The following is a 15,665-nucleotide window of genomic DNA, read 5'->3' as shown; positions in this document are numbered from 1 at the left end:
ATAACCTAAATCAATATAGAATCAGCGAACCACAAACATGAATCACAACTCCTTGAAAAAAGCATTAACAGTCGGCGCATCCGCCTTGATATTTTTGCTAGCAAGCTCCCTAAGTCATGCTGAAACACATAGAGAATCCTTACTAAAAAAAATACCATCAAGCAGTAGCTTAAAATATCTTTACGGCGATATTGAATTTTCGAACCCACAGGACACTACAAATTCAGACTGCAAAGCCCTGGATCTTGAATTCATTAAAAAATTTCCAAACTACGAAAAGAAATGCCTCTCAATAGGCTACGAAATAACCGACTATAAATCGTCTGCCGTTTTGATCAAGGGCACTCGGAAAAACGAATCCACCCCTCAAAACCTCCTTATATATAACCATGGACATGGGGGGGTGCCCGCCGAGACTGAAAACTTTGCATATACGTTCATTGCAGGGGCCTTAGAGTCAGGAAACGATGTACTGCTCGTTAGCATGCCCTTCCTCGGAGTTGAAAAACAGTATCAACCTATTATGGTTAAAAGCTGGGATGGCGAGGTTAATTACAACCCTGAGGATCTCGAAAATACCCCTGCGGCCATACACGGCGTCTTTGAACTATTTGACACTGGAAAATCTCATTACATGAGATTCTTCATGGACAGCGCCGTCGTGAATGCTTTCAGCTTGGCCAAGGGATATAACAAGATTAATTTTGTAGGCTTGTCGGGCGGCGCAACGACCGGACTATACGCATGCGACGTGCTTAAGGACCTGCTAAGTAATTGCGTTTTAGCCGCCGGAGTCATGCCTCTCAAATTTAGATTCATCAAAAGAAACTTCGGCGATGCAGAACAAGTCAGTTCAAGCTTCTTCAAAAAAAATAAAACCATAGATTTAGTAAAAGAAATTAGCGACTCAAAAACCAAGCTAGCACTGATATACAACAACCAGGATGCGTGCTGCTACACAGAGGAATCAGCGAACTGGTTTAAAAAAGACATTGAAAATCACAACATCAAGAACGTGAACTTCATTATAAGAAACTCAACAAACCACGACTTTGACCCCTATTTCATACTCAATACCATAAACTCAAACTAAATAGGCACCTGCTTACTTGCACAGCAGGGTGAAAACCCTGCTCTTCGTCAAAGCAGATTGGGGAAAGCGCCCAAGGAGTCATCAGGTGCAGTTCATTATTAATGCCTCAGTTGTGGGCCTACCGGGTTTGGGCTAAAATCTTTCGATTTTTTAGACCAATCTCTTCGTACCAATACTTCGCACACTGAATGCAATTTCAACCAGTGCATCACTAGAGAGCTTTATTCTAAATGTCAGCTTCACATCCCCACCTGACACACCCTAAATATCGTGCGGACATTGATGGTCTCAGAGCGATAGCCGTACTGGCTGTTGTAGGGTTCCACGCATTTCCAAGCTTAATTCGTGGTGGCTTCGTAGGTGTTGATGTTTTTTTTGTCATTTCCGGCTTCCTGATCTCCACTATTATTTTTGAAAGCCTGGATCGGGGAGTATTCAGCTTTGGCGAGTTTTACGCTCGCCGCATCAAGCGCATCTTCCCGGCACTGTTACTTGTACTTGTTGCGAGTTTTATATTCGGCTGGTTTGCATTATTAGCCGATGAATACAAACAGCTAGGGAAGCATATGACCGCAGGAGCGGGGTTTATCTCAAACCTTGCCCTATGGAATGAGGCAGGTTACTTCGACCACTCCGCCGAGGTTAAACCTCTTCTTCACCTGTGGAGCCTCGGCATCGAAGAGCAGTTCTACATAGTTTGGCCATTGTTACTTTGGCTTGCGTGGAAGCGAAAGATCAACTTCCTTACAATCGCAGTACTAGTCGCCGCCGTGTCTTTCTATCTTAACCTTAAAGGTATAAAAAAAGATCTGGTAGCTACATTCTACTCGCCACAAACTCGCTTTTGGGAGTTGCTCTGTGGAAGCTTGTTAGCCTGGATCACTCTATATAAAAAAGAAACTCTCGGAAACCTTAAACTAAAACTCAACACTTTGCTTTGCGCTGTCATTTATCGAGAATCGCCCAAAAACGATGGGCAAACCCTTTCCAATCTATTGTCACTTTTTGGTTTCTTGCTGCTGGCGATCTCTTTCTGGCGCATAAATAATGAAACGGCGTTTCCAGGAAAATGGGCATTAGCGCCGGTTCTAGGGGCTGTTTTTATCATCGGTGCAGGCCCCAAGGCTTTGTTCAACCGGTTATTGTTATCGAACAAAATTCTTGTTTGGTTTGGCTTGATCAGCTTCCCTCTTTACTTATGGCACTGGCCAATATTGTCATTTCTTCGCATCATGGAAACCGAGATGCCACCTCTTGGCATTCGCATTGCAGCCGTTCTACTTTCTATCGCGCTAGCCTGGCTAACTTACAGGTTCGTTGAGCGGCCTATACGCTTGGGCAGAAATGAAAACAAGAAACTTTATGCACTGACTGCACTTATGGTTTTGTGCGGAACTACTGGGTACATCACTTACAAAGCTGACGGTTTTGAATCAAGAAGCAGTCTGAGCAAGACCGCTGGATTCGTGGAATTAACAAAAGAATACCCACACATGCCTTATCGCAATGAAGCTTGCGACAGTTCACACCCTGAACTCAAACAACTCTTCTTTTGCTTAATATCCAAAAAAACACCGCCAGAAGTCTTGATTCTAGGAGACTCGCACAGCAACCAGTACTATAAAAGTCTTTCACGCAAACTTCCCGACATATCCGTGATGAACCTGGGAACGCAGCGCTGCCTTCCTTTTTCTTCCGCCACCTATATGTACACCAATAACTGCGAGCCGAAAATCGAAGCGGCGTTGAAGTTTGCAACAGAGACCCCAAGCATCAAGACTATTTACCTTGCCGGATATTGGAGCTCTCTCGCCTCCGGTGGTTTCGCTGTCGAGAACGAAAACTATCGACAGCCTCGCGCGTTGACAGAAAAGGATGCCAGTACTTTTATTAAGGCTGGTGACAAATTCTTATCTACGCTTGCCAAATCAGGAAAGCAGATCATATTAATTAACGATGCACCCGACCTGGATTTCAACATTAGAACTTGCTTTGATTCGCGCCCACTTGTGCTTGAAAAGAAGAAACCCCGCGAAATCTGCGGCATTGATCGAAATGACTACAATGCGAGATATAAGGTTTATGCAGATTTGCTGGCAAAAATAACGACCAACACACCCACAGTGAAGACTTATAGCCCTCTTGATTTATTGTGTGGCAGCGAAATATGCAAGGCAACCATCAACAGCAAGCCGCTCTACTACAATTCAGACCACTTAACTATTTTTGGCGCTGACTTGGTTGTCGACGATTTACTGACTAAATATCCGATAAAGTAAGTCAAGATTGTAGATATTCCCGCAAACCGGCTGAACTCAATCGGCTCGCATGGCGAGGGCTCACTTTCACTTCTGTGCTGAGGTTGCTTGGCAGAGTGTCAGCGTGCCAGTGCCATCAACCTTGGTTGCCAGTCGATCCCGCATCCAAACCCGACCGGCTTGGCGAGGCTCAGCCACACCCCCAGTTCGGCAACCGGTGTGGCAGAGCCGAATCTTTTCCCGGTTCAGCGTCAGTTTCAGGCGCTCGCTCAGGAAACGCTCAACGCTGGCCATCACCCGTTCACCTGCGCGACGACTGCGCACATAAATGTTCACGTCATCGGCATACCGCACGAAGCGATGGCCCCGCCGCTCCAACTCACGATCAAGTTCGTTGAGCAGGATATTCGACAGCAACGGCGAAAGCGGGCCGCCTTGCGGCGTCCCTTCCTGCCGTCGGCTGGCGAGACCACCTGACATCGTTCCCGCTTCGAGGTAGCGACGGATCAGCGTGAGGACGCGTTTGTCTTCGATTTGACGCGCAACATGGGCCATCAGAACATCATGATTAACCCGATCAAAGAACCTCTCCAGATCGAGTTCCACGCACCAGCGGTGACCCGCCGCCGCGTGGGCACGGGCCGTTTCGATAGCTTGATGAGCGCTTCTGCCCGGACGAAAGCCGTAGCTGTAGTCCGAGAGCAGCGGATCAAAGATAGGTGTGAGCTGTTGCAGCAAAGCCTGTTGGATCAGGCGATCCACGACACAGGGAATGCCCAATTGCCGTGTTCCACCTTTGGGGATGTCGACGGCGCGTACACCTTGCGGTTGGTACTCGCCGGCCAGCAACCGAGTCTTGAGGATCGGCCAATACTGTTTCACGTAGCCTGCCAATTGGTCGACCGTCATACCATCGGCACCCGGTGCGCCCTTGTTGCTGACTACGCGTTGATACGCACGCTTGAGGTTAGCCGGTGCAAGCACCCGCGCCATCAGCGTGTCCGGCTCCGCGTTCGTCCACGTCACAGACGCCGTCGATGCTTGCGCCCTGTCAGCCGTCATCCTCGGATACCGTCCGGGACTTGGGGTAACAGTTTTCTCTGGGAGAATATTCTGCGTTTCAACATTCGACGAGACTCTGACGCCTACTGGCGGCATAGCCTGTTCGGCCCTTGGTGACGGGGTTATTCGCCACTTACTACGGCTTCGGCTGACTTCTGCACGCTCATCCCGTCGCCTCTCGACGCTCGGTAGCACAGTGGCAAACGTACAGATCTCCCAGGGTAATTCGCGCGACCTTCCTGCTTATGCCTGTCGGATCTACGTCACAGCGTCCCGTGCAAGTATTGGGCTTTGAGGAAGTTTGCCCTCTTACCCCGCTGCGCCGCCTCTATCCGCTTCCTGTTCGTCAGGCCAGCATTTTGCCTCGGGCTTCCTTCAGATTCGCAGTCACCCGCGACACCCTTGCCTCTGGCTAACACTTCCCCTTGCCGGGTGTGTAGAGGACTTTCACCTCCAAGTCACCAGCGAGGCCACCACAGCCAAGCTGGTTGCGCTTACGCGCAACGCGCCATGCCTGGCGCACAAGCAAAAAGGGGTCACCGTTTCCGGTGACCCCTCTAGACCGCCCAGCAGAGCGGATTTTGTTTGGTAGGCGCGATTGGACTCGAACCAACGACCCCCACCATGTCAAGGTGACCCCGAAACCGACGCAAGCAATTGATATAAAAGGAAAATGTAGTGCTTTCGAGGGGGGCTCAATTTCGCCACATCACCCTATAAGAATCAATAACTTAGCGTTGTATATTCCTACAGTAGTCTCCCTTCCCAAGGCGTTCTCCCGACCGTTAAATATCCTTTGAATGCGGTGCTACGCTTCCCTGATCCACGGAGGAAAAGCACATGCCGAACTCAGATCTACTCCCTTCCCTGCTCTTCAAAATCAACGAGAACCAGCTCGCCCTCGAAGCCGCGATCATGGAACTTTCCAATTGGGTCGAACAACGCGGCGCGGCCGACGTTGCCGAAAACGTGCGCGGTGCCCTGGAAGCGATCGACCGGAACGAGGAATTCATCAAGATGACGCTCGCCGTCATGATGACGCCGGAGTGAAAACATTTCGTCGCGCGGTCCTCGCCGAAACCTCTCGCCTCGATTACTGTATATACAAACAGTACTAGTAAGGCGCAACGATGGACCCGCACGAAATCGAAGACACCGACGACTGGCTCGGCAGCCCGACGCCGCTCGAAACCTGCCGGCATTCGTTGCGCATCTATGAGAACGAAGTCCAGGAACTGACCCTGCTGCTGCGCCAAGCTCGGGAGAAAATTTACACGCTGGTCGAGATGCATACCAAAGCGATCAGTCAGCGCGATGAAGCAATAGCGAATTTGCGGGAGCGATCCGGGGAATCGGCCAAGCTGCGAAAGCAACTTTATGATTTGGACATATCAGCAAGAGGGCATCAGCGCGAAGCTGAGCGGCTGCGCGGTATCCTCGCCGGCCTTGTGCCTCAAACAAAAACAATCATTTGAAATCGGAACCTACGCCATGCACGTAGGCGTGACACGCCGCCAGCGTAATCATTCCCTGGTCGCAGGGGTCGTTGAAGGCGACATCAGGGAACTCACGATCTGGTTCGAGCAACGCGGCACCGCTGACGTTGCCGACAGCGTACGTGGAGCCCTAGACGCCATCGACAAGAATGAAGAGCTAATCAAGTTGATGCTTGCAGTCCTGTGCTTGCCATACCTGCAAAAAAAACGGCCACACTCGAAGAGGCAGCCGCAATTTTGGTCAATGAGACTACTATCAGATAATGCAGTGATCAATTTTCTCTGAGCGACTCATCAATGAAATATGCATTCTGGCGAACGTAAGTTGGCCTTAGGTGTCCAGAATCCTTATACATCGGTTCTCCCTCAGCATCGACACTAGGGCAATCAACCGAACACAAAAAATCCATTGGTTTAATTATTTTTGCTCCAGCTGCAGCACCAATTCTTGCCAAGTCATCTTGGACCTTACCGTAAGCTTTATCTAAATCACTCCGTAAAATGCTGTCGGTTGAAACAGACAAAATGTTTGGAAAGGACATCAGATCTCGATGAATCATACTCTTCGGGCTAAGCTTACGATCCGTTGGTATATTCAGCACCAAATAAACTCGTTTATTCATCGCCCGAAGGGCTTTAATATATCCGCCCAATTTATCCAGAGCATTAACGTACTCTGCATTCCCAACACTGAATCGATTCACCATGAAGTAACTTTCTTTTAAATATGCATTCCACAGAGAACCTATGACCACCGTGTTAACTTCAGGCATATCCTTAGCAAGCTTCAGGGCGTCACGCATCAATGTCGAGCAATGTTTGTGTTCAAGATCATACAACATTTCCGGAATGGCGAGACATCCGCCACCCGTCTTGAAAATAACGCCATTCGTATCCTTTGAATTATTTAAAATCAAAGCTTCGGCGCGCGGATAATATTGCTCAATATTTGAATCACCTACAAACAATGTTAGAGACTTCTTACTCGAATATTGAGAATAATATTGGATACCACCGAAATCCTGATTAAGGAGTCTGCCTGGATAGTCCCATTCGCCGGCCGCTTTTGAAATCCTTGCGATCTGCTCATCCCTGGGTGGCAGACCTACCTTCTTGAATGTGCTGTATCCGACGATGCCAACAATCACCATCGAAACACTCAGAGCAAAAGTTTTTACCCAGTTATTCCGACCAAGCCGAATCGGCCTTTCAACTAAACGATAAGTGAGCCAAGCTAAAACTATGCTGAGCAATACCGCGCCAACCCGAATTTCTCGTGATGGAATTTCGGACTCGATAATTCGAGCAAACGAGAGAATTGGCCAGTGCCAGAGATACAGCGGATAGCTGATTACTCCAACAAAGACCATAAATCTGTTCGCTAGAACTACTCGATTCACCCATGCATCAGGGCCGGCGAGGATAAGTAAAAACGCACCGAAAGCCGGTAGCATCGCCCACCAGCCAGGAAACAAATTGTTTTTATCGATAAGGAAAAATGCTGCTATTAGTAGAGACAGCCCAAATGTCGAATATAAATTATCGAGTATCACGCTTCGCTGGTCTGGCTGCGGCGGGTGACGAAACAGAACCGGGTGAAACACCACGCCTTGCACAAACTGAGTTAACTGTAGCTTTTTGAAGATCTGCAAGTACGCCAGCACCGCCCCTGCCAACAACTCCCAAAATCTGGTCTGAGGCATGAAAAACGTTGCTACCGGGTCGTCGCCAATTCCATTGACATTCATTCCAAATGACAGAGCCCCAAGCAAAATAACAATTGTCAAAATATTCAGGCCAGCACGCCAAACAAAAAAAGCCAGCACTGGATAGATCAAATAAAACTGCTCTTCAATAGCGAGAGACCATAGATGCAGGAGTGGTTTCAACTCAGCTTCTACGTTGAAATACCCAACTTCCTTTAATAGAACAAAGTTCTGAACAAATCCTGCCCCGGCCGCTATGTGCTTACCCAACTGCTGAAACTCATCCGGCAACAGGGAAAACCATCCGAATATGTAGCAAGCTACCAATACAACCAAAAGAGCTGGATAGATACGTTTAATGCGATGAGCATAAAATTCGGTGAAGCTGAAATCACCGCGATGAAGCCCCCTGAATATAATGCTTGATATCAGAAAACCAGAGATGACAAAAAAAATGTCGACTCCAACAAACCCTCCCTGCAATCTCGCCGGGAATGCATGGAAAACAACAACCGAAAGAATTGCCACTGCACGAAGGCCATCAATATCCGGGCGATAGGCTAATTTCACGGGATGCGTAACAGTTTTCGGCTTGCTCAGGCTGTCCATGCGACACTTCTATAGGAAAAAGTCGGGTAGTCTACCTTCCTTTATCAATCCTTTCTAGAATGCGTAAGCCTGAGCTTTTACTTTGCGCCCCCGGTTCAAGTGACAAAAAAATTCAAGCACCGATCTTCAGCGATCTCACTTTAATCCCGACACTTCTTTTATATAAGACTGGCACGCCTTCAGCGCGATCAATCCTTGGTCCCCGGCATTGGTGATGGCGATAATTCGTTGAGCATACGCTGGGTCAAGTCTGGCGCGCGCTCCTCCATGAACCACGCCGCCGGCGCCGGTGGTGGCAGGCACTGAACAGCCACCGACTGAATCCGTGGCGTCGAGCAGGACTGACAGCCGCAGATCAGCAGTAGCAAGACGATCACGCAAGCGAGCCTGGTCTTTTTGGGCATTGGTCAAAGTCTCGTGGTGGGATTGGTCGCTGGCGGCAAGGCGTTGTTCCAGTGCCAGGCGCTGGTCTTGCTCTGCCTTCTGCGCTGCGGCGCCGACCATAGCCAACTGGTTAAGGGTGTCGGTGTGCAGCCTGGCCTGTTCTGCGAGTTGTGCGCCGTAGCGCCAGTCCTGGAACTGCCAGGCACTGGCGGCGCCCAGCAGTACCAGCACCAGCGCGCCGACCACCTTCCACGGAACGGCCATCACGCCAACACCGTCCGAGCTCGCGCCCAGATTTCCAAGCGATCCTGCAAGCCGTTCAGCCCACCGTTGATACGCCGAGTGATGGAGTTGAACTGATCTTGGTCGGCCAAATCGTTCAGCCCCTTTTTCTTCCAGAACCAGGCAGCCGACATTGCCGCATGTTGCGGCAGTTCCAGTAGTTCTGGTTGGTTGATCAGGTCCACTCCCAACGCTTCGCCACAGGCAGCGTAATTCGCCCGGCCGGTGATCTGAATCAGGCCGCGCCCGCGGTACTTGGAGCCGTCGCCCTTCACCGTGTTGCCGAGGTCTTCCCGCCCCTCATACCTGCGCTGGGCGGGGGTTGGTCCCCAGATCTCGCGCACGTACAGCAACTGGCCGGACTCATGGCCAATCTGGGCGAGAAACGCAGCAACGCGCTTCGTGCCCACAATCTGATACCGCTGCATAGCCGTGTTGAGGACAGGAACGAAAACGCCCGCTTGGGTGCGGGCGTTCGGGAGGATCTGCAGCAACTGCTGCGCGGTGATTGGCATTACGGATCTCCAGAAACAGAATACGCCGCAATTGGCGGGGTCTAGAGTGGTTCGGTTTGGCCCGGCGGCGTGGGATCGTGGGCTTCGTAAACCGCCATGATCCCTTCAACCACCCAATCCGGCGTGTCTTCAAAGAACTCAAACCCGACTGGGTAATCATCACGCCCCGGCCTGAAACAGGAGTAGTGCGCGGTAGCCAGTTCTAAACCACCGTAGGCAACGGTTTCGTCGAAGAAACGATAGATATCAAGGACAGGCTTTTCGCCGTCGTGAATCAGTGGTGGAGTCGCCATTTTAGATCCTCAGATCTGCCCACATGGACGTAATAGCCAGGCTACCGGTTGACCCAGTTACAGAGCCATACATTGTCGCGAGATGCTGACCTTCGGAAAGGTTTGCACCTGCCGGGGTCAAGCCAGCAGTTGAAGCAAACGTTGAGCCCGCTGCCGATGTCTGCGTAAATGTTCCAGAAGTGTTTCCGTACGGTGCAGCGTCTACATATGCGGAAGCAGTGACTGATTGGCCTGCACCTACTGAGTATTGCCCTGTCGCGTGGAGCTTTACCGCCTCATCGCCAAATGTAACAAAGGATACGCGCAAGGCCGTCGAGACCTCCGCCGACGTACCAGTGTTCGAAAAGGAGCGCGCTGTACTGTCAAAAACCGCTGCAACGACACTGCGCCGATTGAAGTAGCTAGCAACGTGCCGGGTCAGTGGACTGTCGGCAAATTGGCTTACTGCGTTGGCATAGAGCAAGCCAACAAATGTCCGCGTCGCGTCACCTGTTTTGATCTCTATTCCGGTCGTCGCGTCCTGGCTGTGCCCAGTTGTCGACGCCTCCAGCGCGATAGCGGAGCCGGTCCAATACGCGTAGACGAAATAATTCGTGTTGGCGCTGAGCCCACTATTGGACAGCGTGATACCCGCCGTGGGAATTTGGCGAGGCACCCCGCCAATGATGATATTGCGCCCACCGAACGGGTCCAAGCGCAAGCTCGTAGCGCTTACAAACTTAAGGCGGCACTGTCCGTGCCCAGCCTGGGCACTAATGATTTTTCTGATAGCGTCGAGCAAATCAGCAGCCCGGCCTTTTGTTGGAGTGATTGGACCGGCCTCGACAACGGCCATCACGTTTTCCTGAATATCGGTTAGCCAATCATCGGTGACTAGGGTTGCCTGGATACCGCCCACCGGATCGCCATCGGTGAACTTGTTATCAACTGTGGCGCCAGGCCCATCAATTCTGTGCATGCGTCAATCTCCATAGGCGAAGAGCGCGACCGTGTGCGCTGGCTTCAATTGATTTATTTTGCATTCGAGGGTGTCGTTGCCCCACGTGCGCAGGCGCTCGCCCGCGGCGGATCGACCTGCACGAAACTCCGTGACACTCACTTCCGGCGCTCTGATTAACCAGGTGAATGCCCAAGGGCCATTGGTCAGCGGATCCCCCGCGACGGAAACCCCAGCCCGGAACGGCCGGAATACTTCGATCGTCACCGTGTACCCGAGGGATGCTGCGAGCTCGATGAAGTACGCGGGCGACTGACCACCGGTACTCGTGAGTTTTGTGAGAAGTGCGTTTTTACGCCCCTGAAGAGTTTCTTCCAGCACGCCAGAGCATTTGTCAGGCAGGCCTGCCACTCGCTCCCAGTCTGCAAGCATCTCGTTTGTGCTCGCTGGGTTGGCCTCGATCGGCAGTGATTCGCCCCGACCATCGACGCGAGCCAGTTCGATTGACATGCCATCCAGCAAGTTGTTAAGCGTGGTACCAGCATCCCTTGGGAATGCTTGGCCGGGGGGCAGCAGCGTTTTCAGCTGCTCCAGGTAGTCGGCAGCTGTCGGCATTACGCCTCCTAAAAGCTGGAGAAGGTTATGGTTCCAGGGACTGCCATGTGGCCGGTGGCATACGTAACGTCTGCTGTCGGGGACGTGATGGCGTTATCCGATTCGCCAGCGGCGATGGATACAGCCTCGCGCTGCCGACTGATCAGGATCGTTCCACCAGGCTTCGCGTCACGCACAATCAGGTCTGCGACCTCGGCCCGAACCGCTGCCTGGACAGCCGAAGTATTCGGCGAAAGCTTGACCGCCATGTTCAGCGGATCAGCAATAGGCGCGGCGACGAACACTTCGGCAGTAACCGGGCAGCGCGCATCGATGTAGGCTTGCACCTCCGCGACCTTGGCCGGCGTCGGAATGATGTCGGCCTCGCCGTCGCACACAAACAGGACAGTGACCGTGCCGGCTCCCATCTGAAGCGGATACACCCAGACCCGCGTTACACCTGGAACCTCTAGCGCCCACAACTCATAGTCGGCCGCCGCGCCGCCATGCGGTGGTTGCCGGATGCGTTTCAATAGACGGCTGAGCAGTTGAGGGTCTGTTTCGACATCAAGCCCACCGTCGATGTCGGTAGCCGCTGAACCGGTTGATTGCACGCCGGCCACCGGGGACAGAAGAAAAAGCGGAGTGCCCGCGGGCGAATCACCGGCAGCACCTGCCTCAACCGCTACAACCGTTGGCTGCAGCGTAGTGCCGGAGAATGTACCGTCTGCCAGCACGCGGTACTGCACACCATCCTGTCGTTGAAGAATCGTTCCGGCCGGTACCGTTGAGCCGACCGTGCCGGTGAGCAACGCCGGCCCCGTCGCGTAGTCGGCGGCCTTGCGGAAAATTTTCCAGATGGCCGCCCAGCGCTCAAGGTATTCCTTCTCGGCGGTATCGATGATTGCCTGTTTGGCTGCCCACTCAAGGAAGCCATACAGCATGTGCACTGCGCCAGCCTCTGACCGGGCGAGGATCCCCAGCAGAGAGCGGCGAAGCACGGCACTTTGAACGCCGGTCACGCGTCCGCTGATATCGGTTGTAACCCGGTCGATAAGCTCCGGTAATGTGGGTCGAGCAAATGGCATCAGGCAGCCCTCTTGCCGGCCTGAGCCGACCATTCATAGTTGTATCGGTAGCGGACCGCCGGCCCAGTTGGCCGGTCGATATCAATTTCCAACAGCATCACGCCAATGGAGTAATACGTCGCGGTGACGCCGATCTTCGTGGAGACCACGTCGTCAATCATCCAGGCCAGCGCCTCGCGGCAGTACTGCTCCGCCCGGCTGAGTGTCTGCGGCAATTGTTTTTCACGCGCCAGCAGCCAGAGCAGTGAACCTGTCTGGTCGGTAGCTGAAGCGTTGTTGATGTCTCCCCAGTAGCCTCGCAAATCATCCTGCGGGTACTCGGGTGGGATCTGTTCGGCACTGGCGCGTCGGTCGGTGAAAAGGCTGATAATGACGGCAGTTTCCAGGCCGTCATCACGCTCAAGATCGAATCCGAACAGCACTAGGTCGCCGCCGAACTCGGTCATTACCATCGCTGCATCGGCCATCAAATGGGCACTCCTGAGTTCGCACTGCCGATTGTCACGTTGCCATGACGGTGTGTGCTGCCAATGTCTTTGCCGTTGTTGGTGACGGTACCGGTGGTGGTGATGTTGCCGACCACTTCAAGGTCGCCGATAAGCTTGATCGTCGGCGCCAGCACCTCTACATGCTGAATAGCCGTGACCTTCACCATGTCGCGCAGCAACTCGATCTTGTTGCCCAGGTCGTCGTAGATGGCCACCTCGCCAGCCTGCAACGGGATCCGGTACCGGCGATCATCAACAACCAGAACAATTCCCTGCTCCCGGTTGCCACCGATGAAAGCCACAGCGACATCGCCGCCCTTTGGGTGACTGGTGAAGCCGTAGTTCTGCATGTGTTCAACACCATCGCGCAGCTCGTCCTTCAACAGCTCAACCTGCAACTGTTGACGGCCATTCGAGTCATTGACGCCCCGCAGCACGCCCCGGCCAAACATCATCATCACGCGGTTACCGAGATCGCGAATTGGGTTACCCATCCTTTCTGTCCTCTTCCCCGATGGCTTCCGCCCAAATGTTTCGACCGCCCTTTTTCCCTGCCTTCCCCTTCACCCCTTTATTCGAGTCGGGCGGTTCAGGCGAAAACGCCTGCGGGCTTACGATGTCGAGTTTTGTGGTGGTGCCGCCTTCGCCGCGTTCATAGGTGGCCTGGCGGATGATCATTTGCCCATCCATGCGCAACCACGGCGACTTGACCTGAACCAACATGCCAGGCTCCCACAGCGGGCCCCCTGGGGTCTGACGCCAGCCCTGCACGGTGATGGATGCTGAAGCGGACTTGCCAAGTCGGCTGTTGGCCTCCCATGTGGCGCGCTCTTGGGCGCTGCCGGACGAACTGCCGGACTCAGCAACGACCAATAGGGGCCGATAGCGCCTGATGCCGCTGTCACTGGCACCGCCTTCTATGTGCGCCTCCGTCTCGCCTTCGCTGGTCGGGTCGTATGCTGCCTGCCCCTTCACCAGGTAGTTACGGAATCGCTGACTGTGGTCAATGCTGCCCGAGGCGCTGAGGATGTTTTCGCCCTGGACCAGCCCCACCGACGCACGCTTATTGCCGGCCCGGGTGATCAGCAGGCCGCCCGCGCCGTCCGGCATCAGCGACAGCCGGCGCTGCCGTGCATATCGCTCGATCGCTTCGAATGCCGTTTCGCCCTGCTGCAGCTTGCACACCGAAAAGACTTCGCCCACCGGGACATCAGCCGATACACCGACCCCGAAAGGCTTTGCCAGAATCTGGGCAAAACGGAAAAGGTCGATGTTCTTCCACTCGTCCGGCGTGTGCACGGCGCTGCAATCGATCAGGTCCGCCGTGCGGTCACGACCCTGAATGTTGATGGTGTGGTCGTTGGCGCTGAACGAAGGCTTGAAGATATCGATGTAGCCGATCACCATCGGGATTCCGCCAAGGCGCACCTCGCAGCGGTCGCCGGGAAGGATCGGCCAAGGTTCCTCTTGTGCGGCCATTCCATCCTGACCTTCCCAGCGCTCTGTCAGCGTCACAGTAAAAGCGCCCGAGGACGCGTCGACCGCGCGGGTAACGCCGAGCGAAGTCCAGCCAAAATAGTTTGTCCCGTTGACCAGCAGTTCAAGGTCATCCATTTGCAAGAACCTCAAGCTGCTGGCCGCCAGTCAGAAAGCCTGGTCGTCGCGGATCGTTACGCGTCACGATGTCCTCGGCACGACTGGCATCGCCGTAAAGCTGATAGGCAACGACCAATGAAGGAAGCGTTTGTCGCGGCGAGAATGTCGCCAGACGTGGCAGATCCTGCTCCGGATCGGGCACGGCCTGGACCACAGCGGTCCTGAGATCAGTGACTGCGATGTAGACCGGATCGCTATTGGTCGTTTCGCTTTCCTCGTCCAGGCGGTCAGCGAGCTCAGTGCGCACGGCAATAGCCGCTTCGTAGCTGTCGTACTTCGTCGGTGAAGACGTAGTTTTCGTGCCACCGTTCGAGACATCCTCGGTCGTCTGCGTGACCACCGCCGCCACCGCTGCCTGAGAGATAGCGGCCTGGCGAACCAGCCCGGCCACGGCGTTGGTGTTCGTCACTACCTGCTGACGACTTGGCGTCTTGTTGCTGGAACCACTGTCGCTGCTGGAAAAGTATTGGTTGTACAGGCTCATCAGCATTCCGAAGGAACTGCCACCGAAGGCAGACCGAATGCTGCTGATCGCATCGACGACCTGGTCGGCAAACTCGAACGGTTTCTGGATCAAGTCGAACGCGTCCGAGCCTATGCTTTTGACCTTGTCGTAATAATCAGACACCGCCTGTATGTCGCTGGAGACGATGAACTCGGGCGAACTGAGGAAATCGCTCAGCCCCTGAATTTGCGTCGTCGCGGCCTCAGCCACGAACGACGGGTAACCCTTGGTAAGGAAGTCTGAAACGAAATTCTCTTTGCCTGCCTCGGTGACTTCACCCGCCTTTGCGCTGATAGCGTTGACGCTGTCGACCTTCGCCGATGGGTACGACGCCTCGCCCGCCTCCAGGAATATCATCGTGAGGGTGCACATACCCCCCTCTTCCGAGCTCTCACTGACGGTGAGTCCACGGCACACAACCGTCAGCTCGCCGCGATACGGGTGAACCAGCACACCCGGCCCGGGCTGTTCGCATGCCTTGATCAGCTCTTCACGGGCGACGTCGTACTCTTTGCCCAGCAGATAACCGGTGATCCCAAACTCCCGCGACTTGCGGCCGAGGTCTTCGGTATATGGAATATCGCGCTGTGCTGTTTCGTGAACGGCCTGGCGCCGGCCGTGACTGCTGTCTGCCGTGGCCACAAAAAATCTATGGTCACCCCCATTTTTGCAATACTGATTAACGGGTGGTGTGGTTGG

The 15,665-nt window shown here is 53.6% G+C and carries 16 protein-coding genes and 1 pseudogene; 5 read left to right on the top strand and 12 right to left on the bottom strand.

Annotation, left to right across the window (positions count from 1 at the left end; translation table 11 throughout):
* The first annotated feature begins 37 nt into the window (after positions 1 to 37).
* Together ACW9JC_RS05260 and ACW9JC_RS05255 are read left to right on the top strand one after the other, a co-directional pair.
* Positions 38 to 1,093, top strand: coding sequence for a hypothetical protein (locus tag ACW9JC_RS05260; RefSeq protein WP_457453990.1), 1,056 nt, complete (start codon positions 38 to 40; stop codon positions 1,091 to 1,093).
* A 230-nt stretch (positions 1,094 to 1,323) separates the two neighbouring features.
* The gene (locus ACW9JC_RS05255) at positions 1,324 to 3,372 is read left to right on the top strand and encodes an acyltransferase family protein (RefSeq protein WP_457453988.1); all 2,049 of its coding nucleotides are present in this window, start codon (positions 1,324 to 1,326) and stop codon (positions 3,370 to 3,372) included.
* A 195-nt stretch (positions 3,373 to 3,567) separates the two neighbouring features.
* Here ACW9JC_RS05255 and ltrA read toward each other — a convergent pair.
* Positions 3,568 to 4,509 (bottom strand): annotated as a pseudogene (gene ltrA, locus ACW9JC_RS05250) (group II intron reverse transcriptase/maturase); the annotation flags it as partial.
* Positions 4,510 to 5,253: 744 nt separating this feature from the next.
* On the opposite strand from ltrA, the gene ACW9JC_RS05245 reads away from it, so the two are divergent.
* The 3 genes from ACW9JC_RS05245 to ACW9JC_RS05235 all read left to right on the top strand — a co-directional run bounded on the left by ACW9JC_RS05245 (position 5,254) and on the right by ACW9JC_RS05235 (position 6,195).
* Positions 5,254 to 5,463: a hypothetical protein gene (locus ACW9JC_RS05245; RefSeq protein WP_338585890.1), complete on the top strand. Its 210-nt coding sequence runs from the start codon at positions 5,254 to 5,256 to the stop codon at positions 5,461 to 5,463.
* A gap of 80 nt (positions 5,464 to 5,543) precedes the next feature.
* Entirely contained in the window at positions 5,544 to 5,888 is a 345-nt protein-coding gene (locus ACW9JC_RS05240; RefSeq protein ID WP_457453986.1) for a hypothetical protein, read from the top strand.
* A 16-nt stretch (positions 5,889 to 5,904) separates the two neighbouring features.
* Complete coding sequence (locus tag ACW9JC_RS05235; protein WP_457454049.1) at positions 5,905 to 6,195, top strand: hypothetical protein; 291 nt, start codon at positions 5,905 to 5,907, stop codon at positions 6,193 to 6,195.
* On the opposite strand, the gene ACW9JC_RS05230 is transcribed toward ACW9JC_RS05235, so the two are convergent.
* From ACW9JC_RS05230 to ACW9JC_RS05180, 11 genes are all read right to left on the bottom strand, one after another.
* Positions 6,182 to 8,224, bottom strand: coding sequence for an acyltransferase family protein (locus ACW9JC_RS05230; RefSeq protein ID WP_457453985.1), 2,043 nt, complete (start codon positions 8,222 to 8,224; stop codon positions 6,182 to 6,184). The two genes, ACW9JC_RS05235 and ACW9JC_RS05230, sit on opposite strands and share 14 nt — an antisense overlap.
* 135 nt (positions 8,225 to 8,359) lie before the next feature.
* Complete coding sequence (locus tag ACW9JC_RS05225) at positions 8,360 to 8,872, bottom strand: lysis system i-spanin subunit Rz (RefSeq protein WP_457453984.1); 513 nt, start codon at positions 8,870 to 8,872, stop codon at positions 8,360 to 8,362.
* A complete protein-coding gene (locus ACW9JC_RS05220) occupies positions 8,872 to 9,405 on the bottom strand; it encodes a glycoside hydrolase family 19 protein (RefSeq protein WP_457453983.1) in 534 nt (177 codons plus the stop codon). The genes ACW9JC_RS05225 and ACW9JC_RS05220 overlap by 1 nt, the downstream gene beginning before the upstream one ends.
* Before the next feature lie 41 nt (positions 9,406 to 9,446).
* Positions 9,447 to 9,698: a hypothetical protein gene (locus tag ACW9JC_RS05215; RefSeq protein ID WP_457453982.1), complete on the bottom strand. Its 252-nt coding sequence runs from the start codon at positions 9,696 to 9,698 to the stop codon at positions 9,447 to 9,449.
* A 1-nt stretch (position 9,699) separates the two neighbouring features.
* Complete coding sequence (locus tag ACW9JC_RS05210) at positions 9,700 to 10,656, bottom strand: hypothetical protein (RefSeq protein WP_457453981.1); 957 nt, start codon at positions 10,654 to 10,656, stop codon at positions 9,700 to 9,702.
* Positions 10,657 to 10,659: 3 nt separating this feature from the next.
* A complete protein-coding gene (locus ACW9JC_RS05205; RefSeq protein ID WP_457453979.1) occupies positions 10,660 to 11,250 on the bottom strand; it encodes a YmfQ family protein in 591 nt (196 codons plus the stop codon).
* An 8-nt stretch (positions 11,251 to 11,258) separates the two neighbouring features.
* Positions 11,259 to 12,317, bottom strand: coding sequence for a baseplate J/gp47 family protein (locus tag ACW9JC_RS05200; RefSeq protein ID WP_457453977.1), 1,059 nt, complete (start codon positions 12,315 to 12,317; stop codon positions 11,259 to 11,261).
* Entirely contained in the window at positions 12,317 to 12,784 is a 468-nt protein-coding gene (locus ACW9JC_RS05195; RefSeq protein ID WP_457453975.1) for a phage GP46 family protein, read from the bottom strand. The genes ACW9JC_RS05200 and ACW9JC_RS05195 overlap by 1 nt, the downstream gene beginning before the upstream one ends.
* Positions 12,784 to 13,299, bottom strand: coding sequence for a phage baseplate assembly protein V (locus tag ACW9JC_RS05190; RefSeq protein WP_457453973.1), 516 nt, complete (start codon positions 13,297 to 13,299; stop codon positions 12,784 to 12,786). Before ACW9JC_RS05190 ends, ACW9JC_RS05195 begins: the two co-directional genes overlap by 1 nt.
* Positions 13,292 to 14,419, bottom strand: a complete 1,128-nt coding sequence (locus ACW9JC_RS05185; RefSeq protein ID WP_457453972.1) for a phage baseplate assembly protein — start codon at positions 14,417 to 14,419, stop codon at positions 13,292 to 13,294. Before ACW9JC_RS05185 ends, ACW9JC_RS05190 begins: the two co-directional genes overlap by 8 nt.
* Positions 14,412 to 15,665, bottom strand: a 1,254-nt coding sequence (locus ACW9JC_RS05180; protein WP_457453971.1) for a DNA circularization protein, incomplete at its 5' end; no start/stop codon positions are given. The genes ACW9JC_RS05185 and ACW9JC_RS05180, both read right to left, overlap by 8 nt.

The organism is Pseudomonas sp. SDO5591_S426, assembly GCF_054070755.1.
Note: the sequence above shows the minus strand (reverse complement) of the source record. Positions and strands in the feature narration are given on the sequence as shown.

Excerpts from the sequence above, each read along its gene's own strand:
- ACW9JC_RS05260 (WP_457453990.1), top strand. The coding sequence starts at position 38 with ATGAATCACAACTCCTTGAAAAAAGCATTAACAGTCGGCGCATCCGCC.
- ACW9JC_RS05255 (WP_457453988.1), top strand. The coding sequence starts at position 1,324 with ATGTCAGCTTCACATCCCCACCTGACACACCCTAAATATCGTGCGGAC.
- ACW9JC_RS05245 (WP_338585890.1), top strand. The coding sequence starts at position 5,254 with ATGCCGAACTCAGATCTACTCCCTTCCCTGCTCTTCAAAATCAACGAG.
- ACW9JC_RS05240 (WP_457453986.1), top strand. The coding sequence starts at position 5,544 with ATGGACCCGCACGAAATCGAAGACACCGACGACTGGCTCGGCAGCCCG.
- ACW9JC_RS05235 (WP_457454049.1), top strand. The coding sequence starts at position 5,905 with ATGCACGTAGGCGTGACACGCCGCCAGCGTAATCATTCCCTGGTCGCA.
- ACW9JC_RS05230 (WP_457453985.1), bottom strand. The coding sequence starts at position 8,224 with ATGGACAGCCTGAGCAAGCCGAAAACTGTTACGCATCCCGTGAAATTA.
- ACW9JC_RS05225 (WP_457453984.1), bottom strand. The coding sequence starts at position 8,872 with ATGGCCGTTCCGTGGAAGGTGGTCGGCGCGCTGGTGCTGGTACTGCTG.
- ACW9JC_RS05220 (WP_457453983.1), bottom strand. The coding sequence starts at position 9,405 with ATGCCAATCACCGCGCAGCAGTTGCTGCAGATCCTCCCGAACGCCCGC.
- ACW9JC_RS05215 (WP_457453982.1), bottom strand. The coding sequence starts at position 9,698 with ATGGCGACTCCACCACTGATTCACGACGGCGAAAAGCCTGTCCTTGAT.
- ACW9JC_RS05210 (WP_457453981.1), bottom strand. The coding sequence starts at position 10,656 with ATGCACAGAATTGATGGGCCTGGCGCCACAGTTGATAACAAGTTCACC.
- ACW9JC_RS05205 (WP_457453979.1), bottom strand. The coding sequence starts at position 11,250 with ATGCCGACAGCTGCCGACTACCTGGAGCAGCTGAAAACGCTGCTGCCC.
- ACW9JC_RS05200 (WP_457453977.1), bottom strand. The coding sequence starts at position 12,317 with ATGCCATTTGCTCGACCCACATTACCGGAGCTTATCGACCGGGTTACA.
- ACW9JC_RS05195 (WP_457453975.1), bottom strand. The coding sequence starts at position 12,784 with ATGGCCGATGCAGCGATGGTAATGACCGAGTTCGGCGGCGACCTAGTG.
- ACW9JC_RS05190 (WP_457453973.1), bottom strand. The coding sequence starts at position 13,299 with ATGGGTAACCCAATTCGCGATCTCGGTAACCGCGTGATGATGATGTTT.
- ACW9JC_RS05185 (WP_457453972.1), bottom strand. The coding sequence starts at position 14,419 with ATGGATGACCTTGAACTGCTGGTCAACGGGACAAACTATTTTGGCTGG.